This is a genomic window from Comamonas aquatilis, assembly GCF_965139575.1.
In the GTDB taxonomy this organism is placed as follows: domain Bacteria; phylum Pseudomonadota; class Gammaproteobacteria; order Burkholderiales; family Burkholderiaceae_C; genus Comamonas; species Comamonas aquatilis.
Genome location: NZ_CBCSIW010000023.1, coordinates 35862 through 48056, shown reverse-complemented (window position 1 = coordinate 48056; position 12195 = coordinate 35862). Strand labels below are relative to the sequence as shown.

11 protein-coding genes are annotated in these 12195 nt (G+C 63.5%); 6 read left to right on the top strand and 5 right to left on the bottom strand.

Annotated elements, in window-relative coordinates; translation table 11 throughout:
• Positions 1-47: 47 nt before the first annotated feature.
• A complete protein-coding gene (locus ACNAZA_RS19535) occupies positions 48-629 on the bottom strand; it encodes a phosphatase PAP2 family protein (RefSeq protein ID WP_415798178.1) in 582 nt (193 codons plus the stop codon).
• Positions 630-774: 145 nt separating this feature from the next.
• Here ACNAZA_RS19535 and ACNAZA_RS19530 point away from each other — a divergent pair, with 145 nt between their 5' ends.
• From ACNAZA_RS19530 to ACNAZA_RS19510, 5 genes are all read left to right on the top strand, one after another.
• Complete coding sequence (locus ACNAZA_RS19530; RefSeq protein WP_415798194.1) at positions 775-1470, top strand: response regulator transcription factor; 696 nt, start codon at positions 775-777, stop codon at positions 1468-1470.
• A complete protein-coding gene (locus ACNAZA_RS19525) occupies positions 1467-2831 on the top strand; it encodes a histidine kinase dimerization/phospho-acceptor domain-containing protein (RefSeq protein ID WP_415798177.1) in 1365 nt (454 codons plus the stop codon). Before ACNAZA_RS19530 ends, ACNAZA_RS19525 begins: the two co-directional genes overlap by 4 nt.
• A gap of 153 nt (positions 2832-2984) precedes the next feature.
• Positions 2985-4049 (top strand): class II fructose-bisphosphate aldolase, encoded by a 1065-nt coding sequence (gene fba, locus ACNAZA_RS19520; RefSeq protein WP_415798176.1) that lies wholly within the window; start codon positions 2985-2987, stop codon positions 4047-4049.
• Between the two features lie 197 nt (positions 4050-4246).
• Positions 4247-5923: a long-chain-fatty-acid--CoA ligase gene (locus ACNAZA_RS19515; RefSeq protein WP_415798175.1), complete on the top strand. Its 1677-nt coding sequence runs from the start codon at positions 4247-4249 to the stop codon at positions 5921-5923.
• 282 nt (positions 5924-6205) lie between these two features.
• Complete coding sequence (locus tag ACNAZA_RS19510) at positions 6206-6961, top strand: 5'-methylthioadenosine/adenosylhomocysteine nucleosidase (RefSeq protein WP_415798174.1); 756 nt, start codon at positions 6206-6208, stop codon at positions 6959-6961.
• Between the two features lie 127 nt (positions 6962-7088).
• Here the strand turns inward: ACNAZA_RS19510 and corA are convergent, their stop codons facing one another.
• The 4 genes from corA to tsaB form a co-directional block, all read right to left on the bottom strand.
• Positions 7089-8075 (bottom strand): magnesium/cobalt transporter CorA, encoded by a 987-nt coding sequence (gene corA, locus ACNAZA_RS19505; protein ID WP_415798173.1) that lies wholly within the window; start codon positions 8073-8075, stop codon positions 7089-7091.
• Between the two features lie 212 nt (positions 8076-8287).
• The gene (locus ACNAZA_RS19500; protein WP_415798172.1) at positions 8288-9187 is read right to left on the bottom strand and encodes a uracil-DNA glycosylase family protein; all 900 of its coding nucleotides are present in this window, start codon (positions 9185-9187) and stop codon (positions 8288-8290) included.
• Positions 9178-9687, bottom strand: coding sequence for a ribosomal protein S18-alanine N-acetyltransferase (rimI, locus tag ACNAZA_RS19495; protein WP_415798171.1), 510 nt, complete (start codon positions 9685-9687; stop codon positions 9178-9180). Before rimI ends, ACNAZA_RS19500 begins: the two co-directional genes overlap by 10 nt.
• Positions 9684-10397, bottom strand: coding sequence for a tRNA (adenosine(37)-N6)-threonylcarbamoyltransferase complex dimerization subunit type 1 TsaB (tsaB, locus tag ACNAZA_RS19490; protein WP_415798169.1), 714 nt, complete (start codon positions 10395-10397; stop codon positions 9684-9686). Before tsaB ends, rimI begins: the two co-directional genes overlap by 4 nt.
• Positions 10398-10566: 169 nt before the next feature.
• Here tsaB and dacB point away from each other — a divergent pair, with 169 nt between their 5' ends.
• Positions 10567-12027, top strand: coding sequence for a D-alanyl-D-alanine carboxypeptidase/D-alanyl-D-alanine endopeptidase (gene dacB / locus ACNAZA_RS19485; protein WP_415798168.1), 1461 nt, complete (start codon positions 10567-10569; stop codon positions 12025-12027).
• Positions 12028-12195: the final 168 nt, after the last annotated feature.

The window sequence follows — 12195 nt, the reverse complement described above, 5'->3', positions numbered from 1 at the left end:
AAAGCCCGGCTTAACTCCGTCTTAAGCGAGGCAGATGGGCACTGGAGTCAGCGCGGCTGCAGGCCAAATTGCAGGCGCAGACGGCTCCAGCGCAGGCCGCGCTGCCTGCGTATGCCAAGCAGCAGCCGCCAGGCCAGATAGGCGCCGCAAATGCCCACCAGTGCACCGCCCATGACGTCCGAGGGGAAATGCACGCCCAGATGCACGCGGCTCCAGGCCATGGCCAGGGCAGCCATCCAGGCAAAGGCGACCAGAGTGGTGCGGTGGCGCATGCTGCCCAGGCTCACGGCCATGGCCAGTGCAAAAGCGCCGCTGGCATGCATGCTGGGAAAGCTGGCCCGGCCGCCGTGCTGCAGCCATTGCGTGCCCATGTTCAGCTGGGCGGGGCGGGGCGTGGGAAAGCCCCAGCGGATCAGCCTGGCAATACACCAGGCAATGGCCATGGACATCAGCAGCAGTACCAGGCTGCGGCGCAAGGCCGGCGAGCCGCGCACAAAGCCCAGGGCCACCACGATGAGACTGAGATTGGGGACCCAGCCGGAGATGAAACGAGCGGCTTCGATGCTCAGCAGCGGGGTCTGAGCATTGGCGTTGACCAGTGCATACAGAGCGGGATCAAAGGAGAACATGGGGCATGCACCGGCCAGAAGCCAAAAGAGGAACTGGGCTGCATGCTATAGCTTTTCATATCCACACTGCCGTCAAAGTGTGTTTGAAAGCGAGCGGCTGGTCTTGAAGTGGCGTGCAGCCGTGGCGGTCATGGACAATGCCGGCATGCGAATACTGGTGGTCGAAGACAACGAAGGCATTGCGTCGGGCTTGCAGCTGAACCTGCGCCAGCGCGGCTATGCCGTGGACGTCTGTACCTGCGTGGCCGATGCCTGGCATGCGCTGAGTACGGAGCGCTTTGATGCGGTGCTGCTGGATCTGGGCCTGCCCGATGGGGACGGCAGCGCCATTGTCAGCCGCCTGCGTGCGCAGACCGCCAGGCCCGGCGCACCGGCCCTGCCAGATGCGGCAACGCCGGTGCTGATTCTGACGGCCCGCGATCAGGTGCATGAGCGTGTGGCTGGGCTGAACCTGGGGGCGGACGATTATCTGGTCAAGCCCTTCGACATGGACGAGCTGGAAGCGCGTTTGCGCGCCATGCTGCGCCGGGTGGTGGGTCAGGCCTCGCCGGTGATCCGCCATGGCGATCTGGAGATAGATCCCGCCCAGCGCACCATACGTCAGCAAGGTCAGCTGGTAGAGGTTTCCCCGCGCGAATTTGCCGTGCTCTGGGCGCTGCTGCAGGCGCGCGGGAGGGTGCTGTCGCGCCAGCAGATCGAAGAGCATCTCTACAGCTGGGGCGATGCGGTGGAGAGCAATGCCGTGGAGGTCTATGTGCACCATGTGCGCAAAAAGCTGGGGGCCAAGCTCATCGTCACCATGCGCGGCGTGGGCTATTTTCTGCCGCAGGAGCCGGCATGAACCGCCCGCTGCCGCCGGCCAGGCGCCTGCCTTCGCTGCAGCTGCATCTGCTGGCCTGGATGCTGGGCGCGCTGGCCCTGGTCTGGGGCAGTTTTGTGGGCTGGGGCTATCTGACGGGGGTGCAGGAGGCCGATGAGCTGACCGACGGCCATCTGGCCAGCGTGGCGACATTGACGCTGAACTGGCATGTGAACGGCGATGTGTCGCCGGGTGAGGCCACGGTGGTGCAACTGCCGCCGGGCCTGAAGGCGCACGACTATCAGGAGTCGCTGAGTGTGGCCTTGTGGAATGCCCAAGGCCTGCTGATTTCGCGCACCGGCGCGGCACCGTTGCCGGAGTTTGATATCGAAGAGGGCTTTGCCACGCTCAAGCTCGATGGACATACGGCCTGGCGCAGCTTCACCCAGTGGAGTGCAGACCGCAAAGCCAAGGTCGCGGTGATGATTGCCCTGCCCGAGCGCGACGCTCTGGCCGACGACATCGCCATGCAGATGGTGGAGCCCGGCATTTGGCTGCTGCCGGTGGTGGTGCTGGTGCTGGGAATGGCTTTGCGCCGGGGCTTGCGGCCCCTGAATGCGCTCTCGCACGAGGTGGCGCAGCTGGATCTGAGCCAGGACCAGCGCATCTCCGATACCCATGTGCTGCGCGAACTGGCACCCATGGTCAGCTCCATCAACACCTTGCTGGACCGGCAGCAGGCGGCGCTGGAGCGCGAGCGCAATCTGGCCAATGAAGTGGCCCACGAGCTGCGGACCCCGCTGGCTTCCATCGTGCTGCAGGCCCAGTCTCTGCGCTCTGCGGCCCAGGGCGCGGTGGATGATGTGGCCGTGCGCAATGCCTTGCAGCGCATAGGCCAGGACGCTTTGCATGCCGGCCATGTGCTCGATCAGCTGCTGGCGCTGGCCCGCGCCGGCCGAACCATGCAGGACGTACCGGCCCAGGCCGTGGACTGGCTGGCCGTGGCCCGCGACGTGGCGGCCGGCCAGGCCCAGAGTGCCTGGAGCCGCCAGGACACGCTGGCCATAGAGGCGCCGGAGGCCTTGACTGTCATGGGCAATGCCGTGCTGCTGGAGCTGGCATTGCGCAATCTGGTGGAAAACGCCATCAAGCACACGCCCGAGGGCACGCGCATCGAAATCCAGGGCGGTGTGGATGCAGATACCGGCACGGTTTGGCTGCAGGTCTGCGACGACGGCCGTCGTGCCGGAGTCCTGGCCGCGCCAGCGCCCGTGGACAGCCTGCATCTGGGCCATGAAATCGTGACCCGTGTCATGCAGGCCCACGGGGGGACGATGCGGCCGGCTGCGGCTCCTTACGGCTTCACCACCTGCTATCGCATGGAAATTCCGGCAGCCGGTTAAAATCGCCGGTTACTAAGCGGTTACCTAAAGGTAGCCGTCGATTTTCCCCCCAGGCCGCAGCGGCTGCGCAGGTTTGCACCTTCAGGTGCCAGCTAGGCGCCAGACATGCATCGGCAGGGGCGTTGCCTCTCAAAACTTTGAACGGAACCCACCATGCCTTTGATCTCGATGCGCGAAATGCTGGACCATGCTGCTGAAAACGGCTATGGCATTCCCGCCTTCAACGTGAACAACCTGGAACAAGTCCAGGCCGTGATGTCGGCGGCTGACGAAGTCGGCGCGCCCGTGATCCTGCAAGCCAGCGCCGGTGCCCGCAAGTACGCCGGCGAGCCCTTCATCAAGCACCTGATCTCTGCCGCTGCCGAGATGTATCCCCACATCCCTCTGGTGATGCACCAGGATCACGGCACCACCCCCGACATCTGCCAGGGCGCGCTGAACCTGGGCTTCGGCTCGGTGATGATGGACGGCTCGCTGATGGGTGACGGCAAGACGCCTTCGTCCTTCGACTACAACGTGGACGTGACCCAGCAGGTCGTGGCCATGGCGCACAAGATCGGCGCCACCGTCGAAGGCGAACTGGGCTGCCTGGGCAACCTGGAAACCGGTGAAGCTGGCGAAGAAGACGGCGTGGGCGCCGAAGGCAAGCTGGACCACAGCCAGATGCTGACCGACCCCGAAGAAGCGGCCGTGTTCGTCAAGGCCACCCAGCTGGACGCTCTGGCGATCGCCATCGGCACCAGCCACGGCGCCTACAAGTTCAGCCGCAAGCCCACAGGCGACATCCTGGCGATTTCCCGCGTCAAGGAAATTCACGCCCGAATCCCCAACACCCATCTGGTGATGCACGGCTCCTCCTCCGTGCCCCAGGAGCTGCTGGCCATCATCAACCAGTACGGCGGCAAGATGAAGGAAACCTACGGCGTGCCCGTGGAAGAAATCCAGGAAGCCATCAAGTTCGGCGTGCGCAAGATCAACATCGATACCGACATCCGTCTGGCCATGACCGGCGCCGTGCGCAAGTTCCTGTTTGAAAACCCCGACAAGTTCGACGCCCGCGAATGGCTCAAGCCGGCCCGCGAAGCCGCCAAGCTGGTGTGCAAGGCCCGTTACATGGAATTCGGTTGCGAAGGCCAGGGCGGCAAGATCAAGGGTTACAGCCTGGAGCAGATGGCCAAGAAGTACGCCGCTGGCGAACTGGCTCAGCTGGTCAAGTAAGACTACGTTTTTGATAGCTGCTGGCGCTTGATTATCAGGCGCTGCAGCCTCGAAACACTCAAAACCCGCAAGGTATGTCCTGCGGGTTTTTTGTTGCCTGGGCTAGAGACTTGCCCTAGGGTTACTACAGTATCGAACGACCGTGCTTTTTATGAGAATGCCTTGATCGAGCCATAAAAATTCAGGAGACAAGCAGCATGAGTGAGCGTTCTTGGCTAGCCGCCTACCCAGAGGGAGTTCCTGCAGACATCGATGCCTCGCACTACCCTTCGCTGGTGACCTTGATGGAGGAGGCTTTTGCCAAGCACGCGGGCAAGGTGGCGTATTCCTTCATGGGCAAGGAGCTGACTTTTGCTCAGGTCGATGCGCAAAGCCGCGCTTTTGCGGCCTATCTGCAAAGCCTGGGCCTGGAAAAAGGCGATCGCGTGGCGCTGATGATGCCCAATATGCCGCAGTACCCGGTGGCGGTGGCGGCGGTGCTGCGGGCCGGCTTTGTGGTGGTCAATGTCAACCCGCTGTACACGGCGCGCGAGCTGGAGCATCAGCTGAAGGACTCGGGCGCCAAGGCCATCGTCATCATCGAGAACTTTGCCAAGACGCTGCAGGACGGCATGCATGGCAGCGCCATCAAGCACATCGTGCTCTGCGCCATGGGCGACGAGCTGGGACTGGTCAAGGGCGCCCTGGTCAACTATGTGGTGCGCTCGGTCAAGAAGATGGTGCCCGCCTTTAGCCTGCCCGGTGCCGTGCGTTTCAACACGGCCTTGTCCCAAGGGCGCGGCGCGGCATTCGTTGCGCCCTCCATCCAGCCGGGCGATATGGCGCTGCTGCAATACACGGGCGGCACCACGGGCGTGGCCAAGGGCGCGATGCTGCTGCACAGCAACATCATTGCCAACGTGCTGCAGTCCGAAGCCTGGAATGATCCGGTGATGAAACAGGTGCCGGCCGGCGAGCAGCCCACCAGTATCTGTGCCCTGCCGCTTTATCACATCTTCGCTTTCACGGTGAACATGATGCTGTCCATGCGCACCGGCGGCAAGACGGTGCTGATCCCCAATCCGCGCGATCTCAAGGCCACGCTCAAGGAGCTGTCAAAGCACCGCTTTCACAGCCTGCCGGCGGTGAACACGCTGTTCAACGGTCTGGCCAATCACCCGGATTTCGGTACCGTGGACTGGAGCCATCTCAAGGTCTCGGTGGGCGGCGGCATGGCGGTGCAAAGCGCGGTGGCCGAGCTGTGGCTCAAGAAAACCGGTTGTCCCATCTGTGAAGGCTACGGCCTGTCGGAAACCAGCCCTTCGGTGACCTGCAATCCGGTCAACGCCAAGGCCTTCTCCGGCACCATAGGTCTGCCCCTGCCCAGCACGTATGTGAAGCTGTTCGGCGGCGACGGCCAGGAGGTGAGCGAGCCCGGTCAGCCCGGCGAGATCGGCGTGCGGGGCCCGCAAGTCATGGCAGGCTACTGGCAGCGCCCCGATGAAACCGCCAAGAGCATGACGGCCGACGGCTATTTTCTCACCGGCGACATAGGCACCATGGATGCGCGCGGCTACGTGAAGATCGTGGACCGCAAGAAAGACATGGTCATAGTCAGCGGCTTCAACGTCTATCCCAACGAGGTGGAAGACGTGGTCTCCAACTGCCCCGGCGTGCTGGAATGCGCCGTGGTCGGCGTGCCCGACGAGAAATCGGGCGAGGCCATCAAGCTGGTCATTGTCAAGAAAGACGAATCGCTGACCGAGCAGGCGGTGCGCGATTTCTGCCAGGCCAATCTCACGGGCTACAAGCGCCCGCGCCACATCGTGTTCCGCAGCGAGCTGCCCAAGACACCCGTGGGCAAGATTTTGCGCAGAGAGCTGCGCGACGCCTGAACTCCCCGTTTTCATCTAGGTCTTCCAAGGCTTATTCACAGGGCACTTCGGTGCCCTTTTTTTATGCGTGGCTAAGAACGTGTTTACGATTTCGCCTCAACCCTTTGGGCCAGTGCCTTTGCGGGCGCTCTGCGGTATCGCGCCTAGCATCCCATCCCGCAAAGGTACTGGCGCGGCGCCGAGGAGATCGTAAACACGTTCTAAAGGCACAATGGCGGCTTCCTTTTTTTTCCATGAGCAAGCGGCCGATAGGGCCGTTTTTGCTGGCTTGAACTCACGCCCATGACAACCACTCTGGCCATCCTCAGCGCCCTGCCCGAAGAACAAGAGGGCCTGGTGCACATGCTCCAAGATCAGGAGCGCATTGCGCATGCCGGTCGGGTGTTCTGGCGCGGAACACTGCATGGTCAGTCCGTGGTTTGCGCCCTGTCCGGCATAGGCAAGGTGGCCGCAGCCACCACGGCCACGGCATTGATAGAGCGCTTTGGCGCGCAGGCCATTGTGTTTACCGGCGTGGCCGGCGCGCTGGCGCAGCCGGTGAAGGTGGGCGATGTGGTGGTGGCCAGTCACTATGTGCAGCACGATATGGATGCCTCACCGCTGTTTCCGCGCTTTGAGCTGCCAGGCTACGGCCGCTCGGTGCTGGCCTGCGATGCGCCGCTGAGCCAGCTGCTGGCGCAGGCCACGGCCGAATGTCTGGCCGGGCCGGCGGCGGGCTGGGCAGCATCCATGGGGCTGCAAGCGCCGCAGCTGCACCAGGGGCTGGTGGCCAGTGGCGACCGCTTTGTCAGCGGGGCAGCAGAGTCGGCTGCGCTGCGCGCCAGCCTGCAGGGAGCAGGCCATGGGGCGCTGGCCGTGGAGATGGAGGGTGCGGCCATCGCCCAGGTCTGCGCCGATTACGGCCTGGCTTTTGCCGCCATGCGCAGCATCTCGGACAAGGCCGACGACACGGCCCATGTGGACTTCCCGGCCTTTGTGCAGAAAATTGCCCGAAACTACGCTTGCAGCATTCTTCCCCGGCTGTGCGAGCTGCTTTGATTGCTATGGAATGAGAAGCTGATGGCGTTCGCGTTCAAAGCATTTCAGATGAAATTCGATCTGAAAATAAAAAAGAGCAAGCGCCTGATGCTTGCTCTTTGATAGCGACGTAGATGCGAATGCAGGCTTATTTCAGCCAGCCGCGCTTGCGGAAGTAGAGCATGGGCCCCAGGGCGCTGGCCACCATGAGGGCGACCACATATGGGTAGCCGTACTCCCAGTTCAGCTCCGGCATGAACTGGAAGTTCATGCCGTAGACGCTGGCGATCAGCGTGGGCGGCAGCAGGGCCACGCTGGCCACGGAGAAGATCTTGATGATCTTGTTCTGGTTGATGTTGATGAAGCCGACGGTGGCATCCATCAAGAAGTTGATCTTGTCGAAGAGAAAGGCCGTGTGGCTGTCCAGCGACTCGATGTCGCGCAGAATCTGGCGCGCTTCCTCGAACTGCTCGGCGTTGAGCATCTTGGAGCGCATCATGAAGCTCACGGCGCGGCGCGTATCCATCACATTGCGGCGGATGCGGCCGTTCAAGTCTTCCTGGCGGGCGATGGCGCCCAGCACGTCCTTGGCGGCATCGTCGGTCACATCGCCGGAAAGCACCTGCTGGCTGGCTTTTTCCAGATCGTCGTAAATGCGCTCCAGCGTATCGGCCGAGTATTCGGCATCGGCGTCGAACAGCTTGAGCAGCACATCCTTGGCCTCGTCGATCAGGCCCGGCGCGCGGCGTGCCCGCATGCGCAGCAGGCGGAACACGGGCACGTCTTCATCGTGAATCGAGAACAGCACGCCGCAGCTGCGCAGGTTTTTGTTGTGCTGATTGATGATGAAGGCCACGCGAACCGAGCGCGGGTCTTCGATATCGTCGATCAAGAAGTCGCTGCGGATGTGCAGGTCGCCGTTGTCTTCTTCGTAAAAGCGCGCCGACTCCTCGATGTCGTCATCCATCGCGTCTTCGGGGATGGACAGTTCGTAGTGCTGCTTGATCCAGCGCTTTTCTTCGAGGGTGGGCGATTCCAGGTCGACCCAGATGGGCTGAAAGCGCTCAAGATCGGCCAGGGATTCGATTTCTTCCTGAACCAGACGGCCATTGGCCAGCGTAAAGATGTTGAGCATCAGCTCACTCCCGGTGTGGTTTGCGGTTTTTGCAGGGATTGGGGGGCGCTTTCAACCCCTCAGTCCGACCGGGAGTTGAAAGCTACCAACTGGGGTAGGCTTCCACGGAGATCTTTCGTCAATCAGAAGTGGCTGATTATGCTACGTTGCACTGCAGCATGCTTTGCTGCCATGCATGGCATAGCGGGTATGCAGGCCAAGCGGCTTTGTCATCATTTTGTCGCCAAAGCCTGGGCTGCACACAGATCGGCCCAGGCACCGGCCTTGGCCTGGGGGGCGCGCAACAGGTAATTGGGGTCGTAGGTGACGACGGTGGGCACGCCAGCAATGCGATGGGGTTCGGCCCTCAGGCGGCCCAGCGCATCATGGCGGCCCAGCACGGCACGGGCGCCGGCCAGACCCAGCACCAGCACGCAGTCTGGGCGCAGTTGCTGCAGCAGCGCTTGCAGCGCCGGTTGCACGGGTTCGGCTTGGCTCAGATCGGCATCGGGCGCGGCGCGGAGCAGTGCCGCGCTGTAGACGCGCGGGTGCTGCTGCAGATTCAGAGCCCGCAACATATTGTCCAGCAGCTTGGCGGCATCGCCCTGCAGCGCGGTCTGCGCACTGCCGGGGCCGGGCTTTTGATCAGGGGTCAGCGGCAACGGATTGGCAGGCGGCTCCAGCAAGATCAGCCAGCCGCCTTGCGCGGCCGGCTGTGCTGCATCGGGGTAGACCAGCTGAGCCTGGCCCAGCTTCCAGCCCAGGCCGGGCTCGCCCGCCGGGCCAGCGGCCGGCTGCTGCACATAGCGTTGCGGCGCACGCGTGCTGCTGCCCTGAATCGGCGTGCCGGGGCGGGTGGCAGCGGGTGCCGGTCTGGCCACCGGCGCTGCGGCCGGAGCAGGCATGGCCTGCTCTGCCATGGGCGGCACCGGGCTGTGGACTGGTGCTGCTGGCTCGGTACGCGGGGCTACAGGAGCAACTGCGGCCACTGCCGAAGCGGCAGCCGGGCTTTCAAAGGCAGCAGCTGCCGGGGCAGCCACAGCCGTGACTTCCAGCGCCTGCTCGGGCAGCCAGACGGTAATGCCCATGGCTTCCAGCATGGCCCGCTGGCGGGCGTCCAGGTTCATGGCCATAACTTCAGACTCATCAGCACCGCGTGTTCGCGCGGGCCCTCGGGGGTGGGGTAGTAGTTCTTGCGCTGGCCGACTTCGGCAAAGCCATGCAAGGCGTAAATCGCGCGGGCGCGGGTATTGCTGGCCCGCACTTCCAGCCACAGCCACTGCGCATTCTGCTGGCGTGCCCACAGCGACAAGGCATCGAGCATGACTCGGGCCCAGCCCTGGCGTTGGTAGAGCGGGTTGACGGTGATGTTGAGCAAATGCACCTCATCGAGCACCGTCATGGCCACAAAATAGCCCAGCAGCTGGTGGTTTTCGTCCACCAGCAACTGGGTTTCGTAGCCGGCCACCATGGCATCCTGAAAGTTGCCGCGTGTCCAGGGATGGGAGTAGGCTTGCGCCTCGATTGGAAGCAGCACATCAAGCCATAGCGCCGACAACGGCTCGAAATGCACCAGAGACGCCGCCTGGTCTTGCAGCGCTGCGTGATCGATGTGACTGGGGGCTTGGCTCATGGTGTGGGAGTGGCGGGTGTATCGGCCAGCTGGGCGGCCCGTTTTTCCGCTTCGCGTTCTGCCGTGGTTTTGGCCACTTTATCGCGGATATAGCGGGGCAGGGCCTGCTCGGCCGGTACGGCGCAGCCTTTTGCCAACAGGGCCGGGGCCAGGCGCAGCAAGGCGGTAGCCGTGGGAGCGGCGTATACATGCGCAGCCTGCGGTGCCAGTTGCTCGGGGTAGACAGGCTGGGCATTGCCGGCCACCGTCAGCCCTGCGGGCACCTGCAGCGCCTCGGGGGCGCACAGGCCAAAGTCTTCGGGGACGATCCAGTCGCCGTTTTCATAGCTAAACGGGGCATGGTAGACCTCGTGCATGCGGGCATCGAGCACCGCCATGACCTGGTTGCAGCCGTGCAGCTGGCGCGCTTCCTCGGCCACGGCCAGCAGCGTATCTATGGGCAGCACCGGTACTTTGGCGGCAAAAGCCAGGCCCTGGGTGATGGCGCAGGCCGTGCGCAGGCCGGTGAAGGAGCCCGGGCCGCGGCCAAAGGCGATGGCATCCAGCTCCTTGAAGGCCAGACTTGCTTCGCTCATCAGCTGGCGAATCGCGGGCAGCAGCTGGGATGAGGATTGCTGCGCCCCAGGACCGCTGTACTGCCAGATGGCGTCGCCACGCTGGACGGCAACAAAAAGGGTATCGGTACTGGTGTCTAGGGCAAGAAAATTCATGGCGAGGCCGCTGGTTCGGTGCGCGGAATGATCGCGCAATGCATGTGCACAGGTGCAGACAGGCTTAGCCCGACATTATCGGATGCCAGCCCCCGGCCTGCCAGGGGCGCGGGCAATGCCCGGCCTGACGCGGCCCGACCTGTCGAGGCCCGGCGTAGACTTGCGGCCCATGCTGAACCACAAGTCCCTTCTTCGCCACACCCTGGCCGCGCTGAGCCTGCCCCTGTTGTCGCTTTTTGCGCAGATGCCGTTGGCCCATGCGCAGACGAATGCGCAGACGCCCGAGACCCGCATTCCGGCGGCGGTGGATGCGGCACTGGCCCGCGCCAAGATTCCGCGCGATGCCGTGTCGCTGCTGGTCATGGATGTGGACGGCAAATCCGCGCCCCGCCTGGCATGGCGCACGCACCAGTCCATGAACCCGGCTTCCGTCATGAAGCTGGTCACCACCTATGCGGCGCTGGATCAGCTGGGCCCGGCCTATGTGTGGCGCACGCCGGTGTTTCTGGGCGGTGCTGTGGACAACGGCGCGCTGCGCGGCAATCTCTACATTCAGGGCCAGGGCGATCCCAAGCTGGTGCTGGAGCGTCTGTGGCTGATGCTGCGCCGCCTGCAAGGCCTGGGCGTGAAGGTCATCGTGGGCGACATCATTCTGGACCGCAGCGCTTTTCAGCTGGATGCCCACAATGCCGCCACTTTCGACAACGAACCCTGGCGGCCTTACAACGCCTCGCCCGATGCACTGCTGGTCAATTACAAGGCTTTGGCTTTGAGTATTGCTCCTGATTCGGGAGCTGGTGTTGCCCGTATCCAATACGACCCACCCATGTTCGGCATGAACAATCAGGAAACAGTGCCGCTGGCTGCTCCCAATTCTGATTGTGGCGATTGGCGCAGCAAGATGCAGCTGGACATGAACGATCCGCAGCGCATTGCCTTCCTGGGAGCCTACCCGGCGCAGTGCGGCGACAAAAGCTGGTCGATTGCCCCGGCCCAGCCCGAGCGCTTTGCGGCCAAGGCGATTGAAGGCATGTGGCGCGATCTGGGCGGCAAGCTCACCGGCAGCGTGCGCGACGGCCGGGTGCCGGCCGGGCTGCAGCCGGCGTTCCAGAGCGAATCGCCCTCGCTGTCCGAAGTGGTGCGCGACATCAACAAATACAGCAACAACATCATGGCCCAGCATGTGTTTCTAACCCTGGGCATGCAGCGCACCGGCGTGGCCAGCTTCGAGGCTTCGCGCCAGGCCCTGGCCCAGTGGTGGCAAGCGCGCTGGGGCGCTACCGATCTGCCTGCCGTGGACAACGGCGCCGGCCTGAGCCGCAACGCCGCGATTACCGCCAACGGCCTGGGTCTGATGCTGCAAAGCGCCTGGGCCTCGCCCGTGATGCCGGAATTCATGGCCTCCATGCCCATCGTCGGCGTCGATGGCACTTTGCGTCGCAGCAACAGCAAATACGCCGGCGCGGCCCACCTCAAGACCGGCACGCTGCGCGACTCCACCGCACTGGCTGGCTATGTGGATGGTGCCAACGGCCGCCGCTATGTGCTGGTGGCCATGGCCAACCACGCCAATGCCGGCGCCGCGCGAGCGGCCTGGGATGCGCTGATCGACTGGACGGCCGCGCAGTAATCAGACTGCCAGGCGCCGGGCTTGGGTGCCTGCGCAACCCTGTATTTTTCCTGCGGTTCCGCGCGGGAAATCGTCAAGCAGCTCTCAGTGTTTGCCCGACGTGTGTTTGGCATTGAGAGTCGCTAGGATGGCGTCACATCGAAAAAGCACGACCGTGCTATTAACAAC

What these genes read in the sequence shown, in the direction of transcription:
- ACNAZA_RS19535 (WP_415798178.1), bottom strand. Translation starts at nt 629, where the DNA reads ATGTTCTCCTTTGATCCCGCTCTGTATGCACTGGTCAACGCCAATGCT.
- ACNAZA_RS19530 (WP_415798194.1), top strand. Translation starts at nt 775, where the DNA reads ATGCGAATACTGGTGGTCGAAGACAACGAAGGCATTGCGTCGGGCTTG.
- ACNAZA_RS19525 (WP_415798177.1), top strand. Translation starts at nt 1,467, where the DNA reads ATGAACCGCCCGCTGCCGCCGGCCAGGCGCCTGCCTTCGCTGCAGCTG.
- fba (WP_415798176.1), top strand. Translation starts at nt 2,985, where the DNA reads ATGCCTTTGATCTCGATGCGCGAAATGCTGGACCATGCTGCTGAAAAC.
- ACNAZA_RS19515 (WP_415798175.1), top strand. Translation starts at nt 4,247, where the DNA reads ATGAGTGAGCGTTCTTGGCTAGCCGCCTACCCAGAGGGAGTTCCTGCA.
- ACNAZA_RS19510 (WP_415798174.1), top strand. Translation starts at nt 6,206, where the DNA reads ATGACAACCACTCTGGCCATCCTCAGCGCCCTGCCCGAAGAACAAGAG.
- corA (WP_415798173.1), bottom strand. Translation starts at nt 8,075, where the DNA reads ATGCTCAACATCTTTACGCTGGCCAATGGCCGTCTGGTTCAGGAAGAA.
- ACNAZA_RS19500 (WP_415798172.1), bottom strand. Translation starts at nt 9,187, where the DNA reads ATGGCCATGAACCTGGACGCCCGCCAGCGGGCCATGCTGGAAGCCATG.
- rimI (WP_415798171.1), bottom strand. Translation starts at nt 9,687, where the DNA reads ATGAGCCAAGCCCCCAGTCACATCGATCACGCAGCGCTGCAAGACCAG.
- tsaB (WP_415798169.1), bottom strand. Translation starts at nt 10,397, where the DNA reads ATGAATTTTCTTGCCCTAGACACCAGTACCGATACCCTTTTTGTTGCC.
- dacB (WP_415798168.1), top strand. Translation starts at nt 10,567, where the DNA reads ATGCTGAACCACAAGTCCCTTCTTCGCCACACCCTGGCCGCGCTGAGC.